Origin of the sequence: Mucilaginibacter sp. NFR10, assembly GCF_900100445.1 — a bacterium.
GTDB lineage: Bacteria > Bacteroidota > Bacteroidia > Sphingobacteriales > Sphingobacteriaceae > Mucilaginibacter > Mucilaginibacter rubeus.
On the sequence record NZ_FMTV01000001.1, the window covers coordinates 1,441,843 to 1,458,949 of the forward strand.

The 17,107-nt window shown below is 38.8% G+C and carries 14 protein-coding genes and 1 tRNA gene; 6 read left to right on the forward strand and 9 right to left on the reverse strand.

Features of this window, described 5'->3' with window-relative positions; genetic code table 11:
- Window positions 1-200: 200 nt before the first annotated feature.
- Window positions 201-551, reverse strand: coding sequence for a nitrite reductase small subunit NirD (gene nirD / locus BLP33_RS05925; protein ID WP_090525796.1), 351 nt, complete (start codon window positions 549-551; stop codon window positions 201-203).
- 66 nt (window positions 552-617) lie between these two features.
- Window positions 618-3,113: a nitrite reductase large subunit NirB gene (gene nirB, locus BLP33_RS05930; protein ID WP_090525797.1), complete on the reverse strand. Its 2,496-nt coding sequence runs from the start codon at window positions 3,111-3,113 to the stop codon at window positions 618-620.
- Window positions 3,114-3,402: 289 nt separating this feature from the next.
- Between nirB and cobA the strand changes: the two genes are divergently transcribed.
- Both cobA and BLP33_RS05940 read left to right on the forward strand, forming a co-directional pair.
- Window positions 3,403-4,131: a uroporphyrinogen-III C-methyltransferase gene (cobA, locus tag BLP33_RS05935; protein WP_090525798.1), complete on the forward strand. Its 729-nt coding sequence runs from the start codon at window positions 3,403-3,405 to the stop codon at window positions 4,129-4,131.
- A gap of 4 nt (window positions 4,132-4,135) precedes the next feature.
- Window positions 4,136-4,495 carry a DUF7009 family protein gene (locus BLP33_RS05940; protein WP_090525799.1) on the forward strand — a complete coding sequence of 120 codons (360 nt, stop codon included), beginning with the start codon at window positions 4,136-4,138 and terminating at the stop codon, window positions 4,493-4,495.
- A gap of 37 nt (window positions 4,496-4,532) precedes the next feature.
- On the opposite strand, the gene BLP33_RS05945 is transcribed toward BLP33_RS05940, so the two are convergent.
- Together BLP33_RS05945 and BLP33_RS05950 are read right to left on the reverse strand one after the other, a co-directional pair.
- Window positions 4,533-4,769 (reverse strand): hypothetical protein, encoded by a 237-nt coding sequence (locus BLP33_RS05945; protein WP_090525800.1) that lies wholly within the window; start codon window positions 4,767-4,769, stop codon window positions 4,533-4,535.
- 4 nt (window positions 4,770-4,773) lie between these two features.
- Window positions 4,774-8,262, reverse strand: coding sequence for a beta strand repeat-containing protein (locus BLP33_RS05950; protein WP_175489939.1), 3,489 nt, complete (start codon window positions 8,260-8,262; stop codon window positions 4,774-4,776).
- 543 nt (window positions 8,263-8,805) lie between these two features.
- Between BLP33_RS05950 and BLP33_RS05955 the strand changes: the two genes are divergently transcribed.
- Window positions 8,806-9,135 (forward strand): ArsR/SmtB family transcription factor, encoded by a 330-nt coding sequence (locus BLP33_RS05955; protein ID WP_090525802.1) that lies wholly within the window; start codon window positions 8,806-8,808, stop codon window positions 9,133-9,135.
- 14 nt (window positions 9,136-9,149) lie between these two features.
- Here the strand turns inward: BLP33_RS05955 and BLP33_RS05960 are convergent, their stop codons facing one another.
- A complete protein-coding gene (locus BLP33_RS05960; RefSeq protein WP_090525803.1) occupies window positions 9,150-10,337 on the reverse strand; it encodes a hypothetical protein in 1,188 nt (395 codons plus the stop codon).
- A gap of 670 nt (window positions 10,338-11,007) precedes the next feature.
- On the opposite strand from BLP33_RS05960, the gene BLP33_RS05965 reads away from it, so the two are divergent.
- The 3 genes from BLP33_RS05965 to BLP33_RS27155 all read left to right on the forward strand — a co-directional run bounded on the left by BLP33_RS05965 (window position 11,008) and on the right by BLP33_RS27155 (window position 12,083).
- A complete protein-coding gene (locus tag BLP33_RS05965; RefSeq protein WP_090525804.1) occupies window positions 11,008-11,343 on the forward strand; it encodes a hypothetical protein in 336 nt (111 codons plus the stop codon).
- A 172-nt stretch (window positions 11,344-11,515) separates the two neighbouring features.
- Window positions 11,516-11,602, forward strand: a tRNA-Ser gene (locus BLP33_RS05970).
- Window positions 11,603-11,849: 247 nt separating this feature from the next.
- Complete coding sequence (locus BLP33_RS27155; protein WP_139159939.1) at window positions 11,850-12,083, forward strand: hypothetical protein; 234 nt, start codon at window positions 11,850-11,852, stop codon at window positions 12,081-12,083.
- A 62-nt stretch (window positions 12,084-12,145) separates the two neighbouring features.
- Here the strand turns inward: BLP33_RS27155 and BLP33_RS05975 are convergent, their stop codons facing one another.
- The 4 genes from BLP33_RS05975 to BLP33_RS05990 form a co-directional block, all read right to left on the reverse strand.
- The gene (locus tag BLP33_RS05975) at window positions 12,146-12,364 is read right to left on the reverse strand and encodes a transposase (protein ID WP_090525805.1); all 219 of its coding nucleotides are present in this window, start codon (window positions 12,362-12,364) and stop codon (window positions 12,146-12,148) included.
- A gap of 155 nt (window positions 12,365-12,519) precedes the next feature.
- Window positions 12,520-13,785: a glycosyltransferase family 25 protein gene (locus BLP33_RS05980; protein WP_139159940.1), complete on the reverse strand. Its 1,266-nt coding sequence runs from the start codon at window positions 13,783-13,785 to the stop codon at window positions 12,520-12,522.
- A 145-nt stretch (window positions 13,786-13,930) separates the two neighbouring features.
- Window positions 13,931-15,247 carry a hypothetical protein gene (locus BLP33_RS05985; protein ID WP_090525807.1) on the reverse strand — a complete coding sequence of 439 codons (1,317 nt, stop codon included), beginning with the start codon at window positions 15,245-15,247 and terminating at the stop codon, window positions 13,931-13,933.
- 188 nt (window positions 15,248-15,435) lie between these two features.
- Window positions 15,436-17,067: a DUF6734 family protein gene (locus BLP33_RS05990; RefSeq protein WP_090525808.1), complete on the reverse strand. Its 1,632-nt coding sequence runs from the start codon at window positions 17,065-17,067 to the stop codon at window positions 15,436-15,438.
- Between the last annotated feature and the right edge of the window lie 40 nt (window positions 17,068-17,107).

The window sequence follows — 17,107 nt, forward strand, 5'->3', positions numbered from 1 at the left end:
AATTTGCTTTAAACTCTAAAAATTCGAAAAATAAATTCAAAATAAGACAGCAAAAACGAACATGGCTTTATTAACCAATACATTGGTGTATGAAATACACTGAAATTTTAAACAAAAACACAAAAAAAGCGCCATTACCCCTTTCGGCAACGGCGCTTAATGTAAATTTCGTTCTGTTTCCCGCCTAAATACACCAGCATTTAATCAACTCCGACAAAAACTTTTCCGTCGGCTATTTTTACCGGATAAGTTTTTATCACCAATTCCTCTTCACCCAGACACTCACCTGTAAGCAGCGAAAATGTTTTTTTATGAAAAGGACAAGCTACTTTTGGCTCGCAGCTTTCGCCGGCACTGCCGATCATGCCACGCGATATTGCCATTTGCTGCTTATGTGGGCAAAGATTTTGCGTAGCATACCATTCATTGCGACGTGTAAAATTAAATATTGCTATCTGTTCATCGCCGTGCTTAATACATGATCCGCCATTTTCGGGCACATCATCAACATAACAGGCCATGATCCATTGGGTTGCTATTGTTGCTTCCATTGTGTTTTCTTTTTAATAATGATCAATCTAACTTTGAACTAAAAACTCGGGATTTCCTAATAAAACCTACCATTCCTTAGCGCGAACCTGTTCACGCATTGGCTCAAATTGAGCATGAGGATCTTTTTCATCAGGCGCATTTATAAAATGAGCGAAGCGCTTACGCATTGAAGGGTTATTTATAGCCTCTTTCCACTCGCAATGGTAGGTATTTACCAACGCCTGCATTTCCTCTTCCAACTGCTCACCCAATCCAAGACTGTCATTTACTATTACATTTTTAAGATAGCTCATGCCACCGTCGAGCTTATTAAGCCAGGTTGCTGTCCGGGTTAACTGATCGGCTGTTTTTATATAAAACATCAAGAACCTGTCGAGATATTTAATTACGGTCTCCTTATCAATATCTGTAGCCAGTAACTGGGCGTGCTGAGGCTTTGAGCCACCATTGCCACACACATATAAATTCCAACCTTTCTCTGTGGCTATAATTCCAAAATCTTTTGATTGCGCTTCGGCACACTCCCTAACACAACCACTTACGCCGCCTTTAATTTTATGCGGCGCGCGAATCCCTTTGTATCTATCCTCCACCTCGATGGCGAAAGTCACACTATCATGCAAGCCAAACCTGCACCAGGTACTGCCTACACAGCTTTTTACAGTACGGAGTGCCTTGCCGTAAGCATGCCCGCTTTCAAAACCGGCATCAATAAGCTCTTCCCAAATTAAAGGCAGATCGCTCAGGTGTGCACCAAACATATCAATGCGCTGCCCTCCGGTTATTTTAGTATACAACCCGTATCTTTTAGCAACCTGGCCAATCACGATCAATTTATCAGGCGTAATTTCACCACCCGGAATACGCGGCACAACAGAATAAGTGCCTCCCTTTTGAATATTAGCTAAAAAACGATCATTGCTATCCTGTATTACTTCCTGTTTTACAATAACATCATTCCATAAGCTGGATAAAATACTGGCAACAACTGGTTTGCAAACCTCACAGCCGTCGCCCTTGCCGTAATGGTCAAGTACCAGGTCGTAGTTTTTCAGCCCGTTTATTTTAACAAGATCAAATAGCTCCTGGCGCGAGTAATCAAAATGCTCGCAAATAACATTTTTAATATACTGGCCATTCGCCTTCATGGTGCCGGCAATCAAATCTTTTACCAATGGTACGCAACCGCCGCAGCCTGTACCCGCCTTGGTGCATTTTTTCATGCCATCAATACCAGTAACGCCACCCTCATTTACAGCCGAACAGATTGCACCTTTGGTAACCGCCTCGCATGAGCAGATCAGCGCATCATCAGGCAAGCTCATTACACCTGCCCCTGCATTAGCTTCACCTCCCCTTGATCCTAATATCAGATCTTCAGGATCCGGCGGCAGTACTATTTTATTATTAACGGTTTGCAGCAGCATATTATAAGCATCTGCATCGCCGATTAAAATACCACCTAAAAGGTTCTTGCCATCGTTTGTTATATTAATACGTTTATAAATCCCCTTATGCGTATCCTCAAACAAAATAGTACGACAATCAGGTTCAGTAATAAAGGCATCACCAAAGCTGGCCACATCAACACCAATCAGCTTTAGCTTAGTGCTCATATCATAGCCATAAAAACTCTTATCAGCCTCAGTTAGATGAGCTGCTACAATATCAGCCATCTCATAGCCGGGTGCAACGAGGCCATATATCATACCTTCGTATAAAGCACACTCGCCAATAGCATAAATACATTCATCACTGGTTTGCATTTTTTCGTTCACTACAATACCGCCACGTGTACCTACATGCAAACCCGCCAGTTTAGCCAGCTCATCGCGCGGGCGAATGCCGGCCGATATAACCAGCATATCTACAGCAAGCTGACTATCATCATTAAATTTTAACGAGTGGATTTTTTTATCGCCGGTGATAGCAGCAGTGCTTTTATTAAGGTGAATATGCAAACCCAGCTGGCTCAATTTCATTTGCAACATACTACTCCCTGCAGAGTCTATCTGACGCGGCATCAGGCGCGGTGCAAATTCAATAACATGCGTTTCAGAAATACCAAGATCTATTAAAGCCTTAGCAGCTTCCAGCCCTAGCAAGCCACCACCCATTACAGCTCCTGATTTTGCATTAACAGCGCAGGCCTTGATCAACTCCAGGTCTTCAATGGTGCGATACACGAACACACCTTCCTTTTCAATACCCGGGATATCGGGCACAAAAGCCGATGAGCCGGTTGCTAAAACCAGGTAATCATATTTAAGTGTAATGCCTTTTAAAGAGTGGATTGTTTTTTCGGTGCGATTGATTTCCTGGATGGGGTCATCCAAATGCAGCGAGATGCCATTATCTGAATACCACGATAAAGTGGATAGCGATAGGTCATCAGCAGTCTTACCGTTAAAATATTCACTAAGGTGCACCCTGTCATAAGCGTGACGCGGCTCTTCGCCAAAAACAATTATTTGGAACTGTGTTGATCTGGCTAAAAGTTTTTCGCAAAACTTATAACCTACCATACCGTTGCCAACAACAATGATGGTTGGTTTTGACATATCGAAATTTTTTAAATGTTAAAGCAATTTTCAAACTAAAAATGAATCAACTGCGACCTTGATTTCATTTATATCACAATTATAACTCAAAAAAACATCAAATAAAAATTTAATTTCAATTTTTTATTAAATAAATCATGATTATTGGTGTTTAAATTCATAAATTAGTGCTATTAATATAATTTATATCAATATTCAAACAGTTTTTTTTCATTGATTTTGTGATTTTCACAAAATCAATGAAATATAAAGGCTTAAAAATCTATTTTTCAATCATTAATTTAATAAAATGCAAAAAAAAATACAAAATCCAGAACTTTTTGTACTTGGAGCCGGTCCAGGAGACCCGGAATTGATGACTATCAAGGGATTTAAGGTATTACAGCAGGCAAATGTGATATTATATGACAATCTGGCTAACAAAGAGTTACTGGCGATAAGCCGGGATGATTGTGAAAAGGTATACGTTGGCAAGCAACCTTATGGTGACTATACACCGCAGGAAACAATTCATGAGCTGATAAAACACTACGCATTTACTAAAGGTAATGTGGTAAGGTTAAAGGGAGGTGATCCATTTATATTTGGCCGCGGATTTGAAGAAATTGTTTATGCCCGTCAACATGGTATCACCACACATTACATACCTGGTGTAACCAGCATGCAGGCCTCCGGACTGGAAGACATCCCCTTAACCCACCGGCAAGTGAGCGAAAGCGTATGGATGGTTACCGGCACCAAAAAAGATGGCAGTCTATCTGCCGATTTAACCTGCGCCATGCACAGTAACGCAACAGTTGTTATATATATGGGGATGAAAAAGCTGGCAGAAATAGCATCAGCCTACATAAAAGCGGGTAAAGGCGATACACCGGCAGCTATTATACAACATGCTTCATTGCCTCAACAAAAATCTGCAAAAGGAAAAGTAAGCGGGCTTGAAGCTATCGCGGCAGATAATCAGCTTACTTACCCCGCTATTATTATTATAGGTGATGTTGTTAACGTAAAAAATTAAAAAAATGAAGATCAGAATAAAAGGAAACTCGCTGCGCTATCGCTTAACCAAAACTGACGTAGAAAACTTTGACAGGGACGGTTATCTGGAAGAAAGCACCAATTTTGGTTCACAAGTATTTAAATATGCATTGCAACGCTCTGCAACTGAATTTTTAACTGCCGGTTTCAGCGATAACACCATAATTATGTATATGCCGGCCGCGATGGCCGTTGAATGGGCAAGCACCGACCGTGTTGGTTACGAAAGCAACCACAACCAGATGTACCTGCTTATTGAAAAAGATTTTAAATGTCTGGATAATGTGGCTGAAGACCAAAGCGACAATTATCCTAACCCTTTGAGTTTAAAACTTCAGCATTAAGCCAGGAAGGCGTAAATAAAAATCAATTAAACCGAAGTTATGATGAAGTTTTGGCGTGTTTATTTAATCTTAAATGCCGAACGGTAAAAAATAGCGCAACTAAAATCAAAATCCATACCCAGGTGTCCAGCGGGCAACCGTCGGGGCCGCCATCATTGCCATCGCAAAGACCATCTCCCGGATCGCCAAAACTCCAGGATACAGTGAGCAGGTTGATTATTATAATAGCTAATATTGTTTTCCATTTTGATTTAATCATACCTAATTCAAACATGTTGTTATTGTCTAAAAAACATTCCACTCCCAATCCTATCTCCTGTGCCTTCATTAACTGCAACTACTATGTAAAGCCCGCGGCTCAAGCTATTAACATTTTCCTGCATAGTATTTGTACCTGTTGCCGATAGTCTTCTCACAATAGCCCCCGAAGGGCTGACTATATTAATCCTAACAGGCCTGGTTGATGTTTGTTCTACCTTTATATTGACTGTACTCGCTGAAACTACGGTTGGATAGACCAGAAATTTAGTTACTCCGGCGCCCGGTCGGATCTCAAAATTAAGGTTATCGGAGAGTTTATTTTCCCCGGTTACCAGGGTTTGGCCAAGGCGGTAGATTATCTGCCCGCTACCAGGAGTTTGGTCTGTATAGTTATATTTACCGATACCAGTTGACTGCAGGCTATCTATAGTCAAAAACGTTTTGCCCCCATCAGCACTTTTTTGAACAGCGAATTTGGTAAAGTTGCTTTCATTATTGGTTTCCCAGTTTAGAGCTATCCCTTCAGTAACTTTCTTCCCTGTAAAGGTTAACAGCCGATAATCGTGACCAGGAACGATACCTATTTTAAGACAAAACCTGTCATGAGCATAGCTTGCCGGGTTCGACTCTACTTTGAATGCGTATTCGGAATTATGTACAACATCAAGCGAATCGTTGGTGTATTTATCCTTTAGATAAATTGAATACCTTGCATCTATATTCTTTTTTACGGGCGAGGTAAGTTTATACGTGCCATAATTCGAGAAAGTAACGATCAGGTTTACACGTTTTAACTTTTCGAGATTACCTGTGTAATTAGCAAAACACCCTACCGAATCGCTGCTTAACGAGTAAAACAAATCACCCTGCCCTGATGGCCGATAATAGGGTGCATCTTCGCCAGGAACAAACTTGTCTGTAGCATTTTTATCAAAATTGATATCGGTAGAGTTGTGGACTATCGCATCCTGCACCAACTCCATAGTAAGACGGGGCAAAGGGCTTTCAATATCATTGGTAGCTTTGCTCGCAAACGAAGCGCCAATATTTTTACTTGGGTTGCCAACGACATTGAATATTGGATTAGATGAAGGAGAGTTTGAGTAAAGAGAATAGGCCACCTTCATTGACTCATCAAATTTAAGCGCTGACGCAGCTGTTGCTAATATGAAAAAACCCTGTCCTGACAAAGCATAACGACTCGCACCTGCTCCGACACTATTAGTACTGGCATCATACAAAGCAAACTTGGTTGAAGAACTATTGGTGCCCGTACTTGCGTCTTTTACCAGCATATAATAAAATTTGTGAACACTCCCGTTTACAGTATAAAGTTTATTAAGGTCAATTACTGACGCATAAGGGTTACCAATAAGATTAAGTCCTTTCTTTGTTGAGACGGTTGAATTGAATGACAACGCCTGCGGAGCACTTACTGCTGTAGCCGTATAATAAGTTGGCGGCGTAGATGGAAAATTAACAATATTGGCCGTTAACGCGGCATTGGTAGCGGCTGAGCCAGTGCCTTTAATAACTGTACCGAAAAAATTTAATGTAGCGTTATCCGTCGCCGGAAAAGGCCTTACAAAAGGGTTAACCACGCTTCTGCTGCCTCTGAAATAATATAAAAAACCATTAGCAGCAGGCAAGCCCTGGCTTGTTGAGCTAAATGGCTTATACTCGTTATTTACCACCTGATTGGGGTCGGTACTGAGAGGCGCGTTTTCATCATATACAAAAACAGACGGACTATTATTCGTGGTTGGAGAAGAATCAAAACCACCGCCAGACGGGCCTGTGATATAAGTTGTTGCGATAAGCGGAATCAGATTATAGGTAGAAAGCGAGCCAGTTGTTGTAAATGTAGTTGTACCGTTAAGCACCGGCGACGAAAGCAGCATATACCGGCGCAAAGTGCCTTTTACGTAACGCTGAACATTAATACTGCCGGTTATACTATTGACGAAACCACTTGATACAAGATTACCGATACTTGCGTCCCCAACAGCAGTAGACAATAACGTAAGCGCCGATGTTGTTGATGTGGCATTACCTACCGCAAGGGTCGACCCCGCGCTTGCTGATGAGGTTACATTTAACGTATATAATGGAGCAACTGTAAATTTGCTGCCTGATGCCATTGTTTTGGTTCCGCCACCAGTGAAGGTTACGTTATAAAAATTTGTACCGGTGCTTGTAGCATCTGTGAGCGTTTGCGTTGTGCCATCAAATGATATCAGCGCGGATGCATTGGGTGTAAAAGTGCCTGTATTGGTATAGTCCTTGGCAATCGATAAGGCACCTGTCCCCATATTCATGGTGCCGACATTGCTGAGCGTTCCGTTTACGTCAATACTTCCAGAACCGCCGGTAATCGTCGCAGCTGCATTATTAGTCCAGATGGCAGCTGTTGAACCAGCCACACCAATTTTGGTAGCCGTATTGGTTGCATTGGAAAATGACACATTTGAATTTGTGGTAAATGTGGAATCGATATTTAAATAACTTGTTTGACCAGCGGTTGTACCACCAATAACAGCTGTGCCGCTGCCTTGTATAATGAGGTTGTCATAAGTGCGATCTGTAGCCGCATTTGGGTTTACAGGCCCGCCACCCGAGCCAAAACCCTGAACTGAAGTAGTATAAATCACTGGGTTAGCCCCTTTATAATTAACAGTAGCTTTACCTCCATGGTCACCATAAAAATTACAGGACGCATAAGGTACAGGTATCGTTCCGATGGCGTTTGTGGCGTTAAGGATTAATGTTGGATTTACAACCGTATTAGTTGTTTTATATGATGTGAGGGCATTCACCGTAAAGTAAGCGCCATTCTGACTGGTAACACTGTGATTTGTAAAGGTTATCTGGTTATTTATGGTCATAGTCCCCCCTTCCAATCTGAATCCACTTCCATTTTGTTGTTTTACGTTCAGATGTATATTTACATTGTTGCTGACTGTTAGTGTGTTGACCTCCGAAAACAAAAATGAAAAACTACCATAGGTGGCTGAATTAGTACCGATCTGTATGTTTGTGCAGGAGATCGTACCGGTTCCTCTTATATCATTGAAAATGGTACCACTTGCATTGGTATTGACATCCTGGGTGATATCACCTGTTACGGTCAGTGTCGCGCTATTTACAGTTAATATTGTTCCGGTTAGCGATGTGCCCGCTAAGACGCCTCCCGAAACGTATTGAATCCGTCCAAAAGTGATTGAAGCTACTGTAACGTTTGCCGAAAGGACAGGTTGGTTTGTGTAAGTAGAGCCTGTAACACCAAAGCGAACAATGTCGGCAGTACTACCGCCCTGACCGGGGTATGAGGTTGTTGTCGCTCCTCCAACAGTCCAGTTATCCGGATTGCTCCATAAAGTGCCGTTTATATAACCACCAGAACATAAAAAACCTGAACATGTTCCCGCGCCGGTCCAATCAAAAGTAGTCGCAAAAGCGAGCTTATTTATGAAGAGTGCACAGATTGATAGCAGGATAATTTTCAAATAGCTTATTTTCAAGATTTTTGTGCGCTTGGTTTTAAATTGTTTCTTTATACGTTATACATTTCCTTCAGGTTATATTTCAATGAAAAAAACAAGTTACATTTAATTAATAAGCAGAAATAAAACAATACAAATCCCCCTATCATTTGATTTGATCGGCCCGCTTATCGGAGTAGTATTAATATCCTTAGCGTAACCATCTAACGGCGTAAAAAGAATAATACAACAAGATGGCCACGAACTGTTATTAACAACACGTATCAAGAGAACTTTAAATTTCAGGCAAAAAACAATTCGGCCTGGCGGCTAATACTTTTTTTAACCCAACCCTAAAATCTTTTTTTCCTGTTTACTACCACAGAAGTATAATACGAATCAGAAACAATATAGAATGTATTCGACGATAATATGAGTTTTCCAGACCCAGACTTTCAGAAAGCAAGATTCAATTTTTATGTAATCTTATGAAGATTAGATGAAGGCTCCGGCCGACAGTTGTTCATGTTTAAATATGAATTATATATTTGTAACTCATATTTAAACATGGCTAATCATAAAAAGACTGAGTTTGCCGTAACAGATCAGGACATATCAATGGTAGCAAAGGCGCTGTCGCACCCTGCAAGAATCGCCATCATGCGTATTTTGGCACAGCACAAGCATTTTACCTGCGGCGAAATAGTTGAAATACTCCCTTTAGCGCAGCCAACGGTATCCCATCATTTAAAAGAATTAATGGATGCCAGGCTGATCACCGTTGCAATTGATGGTAAAAAATCATTGTATGATGTAAACTGGCCAACCTGGAACAAGTATACAGCCGAGTTTGAAAATATGCTCAGTGCTATTAACAATGCGGACCAGCAGACCTGATCTGCCTTGTTAACTTATGGGTTATATTCATACACAACCTTATAAGGTACCTGTTTAAGTGAAGCAGATACCTGTCCTATCCTCAGATCGCGCAGTTGTGGGGTGGGCTCACAAAAGGAATAAGCTTTTCCTTTATAAAGCAAGGGTTTCCCCATCGGTTTATTAAACTGCACTGCCATAGTTATATGAGTTGGATATAACACCGCGATCATCGGCAAATTGTATATTTCTTTAACAAGGTAAAAAAATAACGCGGCACGATCATCGCAGTCGCTGTATTGGGCAAACAGCGTTTCTTCCGGGCTCAACCGTTTCTCCCGGCCGAAATTCATATCATCATTTTCATATAAAAAGGCATATCGGGTAAAATGCATCAAGTAATCAACACCTTTTTTGATACTCATGCCGTCCACATTTTTTTTTAGCAGGGGGATCAGCGATCCATAAGTTTCTTTACTCAGCGGAATATTGAAGTAAGATTCAAAATCTACAACCGGATAGTTCTTGAAAATGGAATCAATCAGCGGGTTAAGCTTAATCCTGAAATAGTATGCTTTATGCCGGTAGGTAAACTGCAGATCCTTTTCAACATAGTCCGCAGGCGCAAAATCAGGCATGCTCGTAACCTTATATGAAAATGAGTTTATTGCACCGGGCACATTGATATCAACAGGAATAGCCGGTTGTATTGTAAGATCGGTACCCGGGTAGTCATGAATGTTAAGACACATGTACTTTTTATCATCAACCGTATAAGAAGGAATATCTGATACATCTTCATTGTTGTAAACATAAAAAATGATTTTTTTTCCGGCCAGCGCCAATCGTGCGTCATAGCCCGATTTAACCATCAGGAACCATTTACACAAGGTGTACGTATTGTAATTTTTTTCTTTAGGGCTTATTTGCTGGGCAGTTTTGCGCACGAGCTGGTAATACAGCCAGTCATTAAGCTGGTGATCTTGTTTATAACTCAATAATGCATTAAGCAAAGATTTATAATTACCGGCATCAACATTGGTATAAAAGCTTTTTATGTTATTTACCGATAGTCCGCTTGTGGTATCGCTAATAGTTAAAGCATCAGCATTAAATGTACCATCATAAAAAGCAAAACAAATCCTCCCGTTACTTTGAGCAAACAAATTAGCTGTACTTAAAAATATCAAACAAGGGAATAATATTTTAACATATCTGCCCATAGCAAACACATCATTTTACTTATAAAGGTTAAAGCATTTTGGTTTATGTCTAAATATACAAAATTGCAAATTAAAACATCAATTGACTTAATATTATTTTAATCGTTTAACAACATACTATTAATATTACACGCATAGATTTGAATTGGAAAATTATGATGCATGAGGACAGAAACATTAGGTAAAAGAATACTATGCTTATTTATAGCTATAGGGTATTTCTTTTTTTCGTGTTTGTATGTTACACGATGTCCCAAAATTGCAGGTCATGTCAAAACAGGAAAGTATTTAACGCTTAAAAACGGAACGGTAAAACAAAACGGTCCGGTTATTTCGAGTGCAAATAACGGTAAATCGGCACCTGTTCTCTTTTTATCCCGCCCGCGGGTCATTTTCGGCAAAACCTTAGCTGCATTAAATAATCAATTCAGGTTAATTCGCACTTGTGAGTTATGTCCGTTCCTGTTCATATCACAATATGACACTCAAAGCAGATTTCGATCTCACAAGGTTTTTTACGCTGCTAACATTTTTTCCATTACCTGTACCTGGAAAATCTGATTTATCAACTTCTCTCCTGCCAGTACCTTTTACAACGTTTTCTTATTACCTGCATTTACAGCGATTAATGCTGTACTATTAATTTATTTAAAAATCGTGTAGACAAGTTATGCCTTATTTCAACTTAAAATTTTCAAATACCGATAATGAACTGGCTAATTTTGCGAAAGCCCTTGCATTGCCGGTCAGGATTGCCATTGTTCGTATCATTATAGCTAACGGCAATTTAGCACCCAAAGAAAGTTTATATAGCATCCCGTTTAACCAGGAAACAATAACCAAGCACATTGCCGAATTAAAACGGATGGGTATTTTAAAGGCTTGTGGTTTACGCGGTTCAATTAAATACAGTATTGACGAGCGGTTGTTTCGTCAAATGGCCGATGGATTTGCCATGCTATTTGAAAGTATAAGGAGATTTGAACATGATCTGCCGGACTATTAAACTTGATTATACGAGCATTGAGGTGATTTTCTGAACGCAAGATGATTAATTACAAAAAAAATCAATTATAATAACCTGATAAACAGGTACTGCGTTATAACATTTACTTAACCTGTGCTTAAAATACCAATTCAGATTTGGCAATTCGGTTCAGATTTGTACTTTTGCGCCCGGAGAGTTGGCAGAGTGGTCGATTGCGGCAGTCTTGAAAACTGTTGAACTGTGAAAGGTTCCTGGGGTTCGAATCCCTAACTCTCCGCATCAAGTATTATTCAGTTAGGATAAAAAGCGCTGTAAATGAAATATTTACGGCGCTTTCTGTTTTTAGCCATCGCCAAAATAAACCGATCAATCGCGTTGTTCCGGTACCCGTGGGTGACCTTTTTCAAGGTAAGCTTGCCGATCACCGGAACGTTATAAGTCTCCTATATTGAACATTTTCTTAATTTAAACATCTTGATTTCAGTAGGATATGTAACTGATTTTATTCACTTAAAGCTTCAGTGATGAACAGATCTTTTAACCTCCTCTTTTACGTAAAGAGATCAAAAGCAAATGCCGAAGGCCTCGCCACATTTACCTGCGTATTACTACCACTGGGCACTTTAGATTGGCGAAGAGGGGCAATATCACTGGTATATCCAAATTACCGCCTGAAACCGTCATTTTTCAGGGCGCAAAAAGGCGCAGGAAAGAATTTAATTACGGTCTATTTAAGTCCTTTCAATTACTTATTTTAATACATAAACATCTTAATAACAGTACATTAACAAATAAATGCGCCTAAAATTAGAAACTAATTTCAGGGTGCATACATATGCTTCAGCTTTCGGTTCTCTTCCTCCAGCTCTTTCAGCCGCTTCAGTTCCTGGCTATCCATACCGGCATACTTTTTACGCCAGTTGTAAAAGGTTGATTTGTGAACGCCCAGTTCGCGACATAAATCGTTAAACTCACGGCCTCCTTCGTATTCTTTGATCGCCTTGACAATCTGTGCTTCGGTAATAATAGAGTGCTTCATCGTTTGACTGTTTAAAGTTAAGGCTTTTCGTCCTTTAAGCAGTCCGATTTTTAGGAGGGGTTACACTGCTCCCGCTTAATCAAATAACGACCACAATCGTTACTGTTTTGCCAGTCCCTTAAGATATCCTAAGCAACCTTTTTACTAACCCTTTATCAAATCAGGTTGGAATCTACGTAAGCCGCTTTTGCCTCATATATTCTCTTTAGCTGAGCATTTGCGCGAGTAAAGTTTCTGATTAACATCTCTTTATCGTCATTATTTCCTTTTGATACATCAGAATAGCCGAAGTATTTTTGCACCGAAATAAACGGGAAAAACACCATTTTATTAATCACCATTTTGGAAAGCAGAATATCTGCAACTACATTATTATTATAGGGTTCGTCCAATATTTTTTGAAATACAGGTTTATACAAAATAGTAAATTGTGTACAATGGGAATAGCCTATCCAGGCTCTATTATTGGTAATGGGAAGGGCCTTAATCAATCCACAGATACCACCCAACAGCATCTCGGCCTGCTGCAAATAAGCCTCCATAATATTTTTAAGTAAAAATGACCTGGAGTAGTCGGATGTAAACTCATGATCATCTTCACAAATAATAATTACATCATCCCCGTTTTCAATAGCTAGTTTTATAATTTTACGAACGGTTTCCCATAAGCCAACGGCGCCGATTGGATTTTTACAGGCCTCTATTATCTGGATATTGAACTCATCCTTCCCAGCAAATTGCCCTTTTATATGTTCCAGTCTTTCCGTTCGTTCCGGCAGATTAATTATATATGTTGGAATAATGACGTTATCATAGTTTTCTTCATTTAAGGCATCTGCATTTTCGATTGAAAATGACTTATAAAAGGCAGAAATGCGTTCTATTAGTTCAACTTGTTCCGAAGCATTGAAACTTGGTCGTTTTACGCGTGTCTCATTAGTATCCGACTTTAAACCGGCACCTTTTGGCTCTGTCAAATTTGATATAAATGGATATATAAAGAATTGTCCATTCGCAATTGAAAATATATTTTTATCCGCCAGTAATATGTCTTCAAAAAATGGGCGAAATATAATTGTAAACTGCGATTCGGAGAAATTCTCTACCCAAAATATGTTATTTGAAACTCTTATCGCACTCCCAAATGAGGTTACGTCACCACATAAAATATCTGCACCTAACTTTTCTGCCTGCCTTATACATTCTAATAAATTATCCGTCGAATAATTGGCCGTAAATTGATGGCTGTCTTTACATATCAAAATGTAATCTGCATTTGTGCTTATTACATTTTGCACAATTTGTTGGATAGTTTTCCATAAATCACTTATTTTATTTTCATCGGTAATGGGTTCCACAAAATTCAGTGCAAATTCTTCTTTCCCGTTAAACTCCTTAAGGATATTTTCTTTAAAATCCATCCGGTCTTTGGGGTTGATAATAAAGGTGGGGATGCATTGTCTTGTCATATTCATTTTTATAACTATTAATACGTGATGGGTAAAACAATCACTGATGATTGTTCTTAAATATTTCGAATCTATACATTAGAACATACAATTCTTGTCAGGACATTTGCAAACTCGAATAAGCGGCCTTTGCTTCATATATTCGCTTTAATCTTGTGTTCTCGCGATAAAATGACTTGGCAAACAACTCTATATTTTCATGATTACCTTTAGTTACATCTGAATAGCCAAACGGCTTTTGGGCAGAGATAAATGGGAAAAACACCATTTTATTACTCAGTATCATCGAAAGCATTGCATCTGCCGTTACCGTATTGTCGTAAGGGGTGTCCAATATTTTTTGAAATACAGGTTTATATAAAATTATAAATTGCGTACAAAAGGAAGTACTCACCCAGGCTCTGTTAGTGGTAATAGGAAGGGCTTTATGGAACTCACAGATACCGCCCGAAATCATTTCCGTATGCTGTTCATGAGCTTCCAATATATTTTTAAGTAAAAGTGATTTGGAATAATCGGCCGTAAACTGATGATCGTCCTCGCAAATAATGATTACATCATCTTCGTTATCCATAGCAATCTTTACTATCTTCCGAATGCTTTCCCAAAGCCCAACCGCACCAATCGGATTTTTGCAAGCTTCGATTATTTGAACTTTGAACTCATCCTTTCCCGCGAATTGCTTTTTTATATGGTCGAGTCGTTCTGTTCGCTCGGGAAGATTGATAATATAGGTTGGAATAGCTACATCATTCAAAAATTCTTCGCCCAAGTCGTTCTGCTTTTGCCCGGAAAATTCTTGATAAAATGCGGAAATATTATCTAATATTTCAACTTGTGCTGAAGCCAACCCGCTTACATTTTCCGTTCTGCTTATTTCGGTATTGCCGGGCGTTGCGTTATCACGGACGAGTTCCTTCTTAATTGATATAAAAGGATATATAAAAAATTTACCATTGGTAAATGGGAAAGTTTTATAATCATCTGTTAGAATGGATTCGAAGAATGAGCGGAAGACAATTGTAAATGGCAATCCTGCAAAATCCTCTACCCAAAAAATATGTTTTGAAATCCTCAAAGCACTCCTGAATGTGCCCAGCCCACCACATAAAATATCGGCACCTAAATCTTTGGCCTGACTAATGCACTTAATTAAATTATTCTTTGAATAGCTATCGGTAAATTGATGGTCATCCTGGCATATTAGAATATAATCGGTTTCGGTTGCCGTCACTTTTCGGATAATATGCTGAATAGTTTTTGGTAAGCTTATTACATTATCTTCGTCCATTACGGGCGCTATAATGTTTACCAGAAATTCCTTTTTTCCTGAAAATTCTTTCAAAACAGTTTCTGTGCCATCTGTACTGTTGTTGTTAATAATAAATGCGGGGATGAAGGTTTGATTTGTCATTTCTTGTTTTGCGATTATTAGGCTGGTAAATTTGCTTCCACCTTTTATGGAATTCCCACCTATGTTACTTTTCAGAAGCAACCGATTGTTTTATTTATTTAGCTTGGCGACTTTCCAGGCTTTAACAGTAAAGGCTCAACCTACCAAGAAAAACCCAGCGTATTCAAGTTTATATAGCCTTGTTCATTTTATTTAACAGCTTTAATTATTTTAGCTTGTAACATAAGTTTTATTCTACCGATAATTAACAACTCAAATTCAGCTAAAGAAGCCTTAAGATCATCCGGCTCAAAAACGGACCTTATTTCAGTTAATACATCATTTATTGCTACCGGCTGTTCCGATATCTGTAATAAGCGCATATCCAAATCATCAATTATTGACAACGAATAGCCCTTGTAATGGCATTCCGGTATAATGCATACATAAACACTTGTTGGCGTTTCATTTAAATTTAGCGGCCGTTTCTTTAAATTTTTACTGATTTCAGTATCAAACGACCTCCAGTCAAACGAGCTTTCCGTTATTTGAACTATCTTATCTGCTACGATCTTCTTAGCATAGCTACTGTCTCTGTCAGCAAAAATGTATTCAAAATAATTAGTATGTGCAATGTCTCGTTGGTACAGAAATTCATTTGAATGTTGAGAAAAATCGTTTTCTATAGTATCATTAAGCCTTGCCTCAAATAACTTTGCGTCATTCAGCATTTTGGAATATATGGCATCATCTATATTATTTGTTTCTGTATTATCGATCGCTGCTAATACATTTTCAACTATTTTACTTTGAAACTGACGTTTGGTTTCTGATTTAATACCTGTATTCTTTTCAGATATTACCAAATCCGGATGTTGTTGGCAATCCTTCAAATTAAAATATCTATCTGTTAAATATTTTTCGGTGGGCTGATTAATAAAATAGTAATAATCCTTTTTTAAGGGAGTCTGCTGATTCTTAAACAATGCAATTATCCGGTAATAATATTCAGGATAATCCTGCCTTAACCTGTTTGCCAGTTGTTGACAAACATTCGAAGTTCTTTTATATTGACCTATCAGATGCAGGTAATTTTTGTTAAAAGGCACTTCCGTAAAATCGCCGAACGATTTATATTGGTTATCAGGAATGATCTCATCAAATAACACATTTACCTTTTTATTAAATTTAGCTGCCAGGCAATAAAAAAGATATTGCTCAAAATATATATTGAAAGCGCCAATGTTAATATTGGAGAGACTATTGACATTATTGCTTATTGTTTCCTTTGATCGTGCTGTATAAAGGTTAAAAAAACTCAAGTCGTTGCCGCCTATGATCCCGGCGTTGTAGGCATATATTTTATCTTTTTTATCTTTTTCTTCTGTTACTTCAATTGGAATGTAGGTTAATCTGGGTTCCAATTCGCTAAATAAATTTTCATAAAAGCTAGTTCCAACTTCCAAATTCTGTGCTATCAAATCGCCATGAAGCAGACTTTCATCAAAGGGTTTCCAAATAATTACATCTCCGTCCACGTGTAAAAATGGTACGGCTTGTTGTGAATAGGTATGTATTTTGGGCAACCCCCATAACTCAGAGGGGTTTTGATCGAATTGATCCAAGTCGCATACTACATCTGTATAGGGTAGCCGTAAGGTATCAATTAGAGTTTTTGCTGTAACACTATCGGCATGTAATACAACCTCATCGTAATATTTTTTTAATTGCAGACAGCTTAAAGCCCAGCCCATTAAATGATATTCGGGCGAATACCATCCGGCATTAAATTTCAGCATATCCTTTTGATTACATGCCCAGGAAGTTTGAACGATTTTCATATTGGATTTTTAGTTGTGTAAATGTTCTAAGTCATTATTT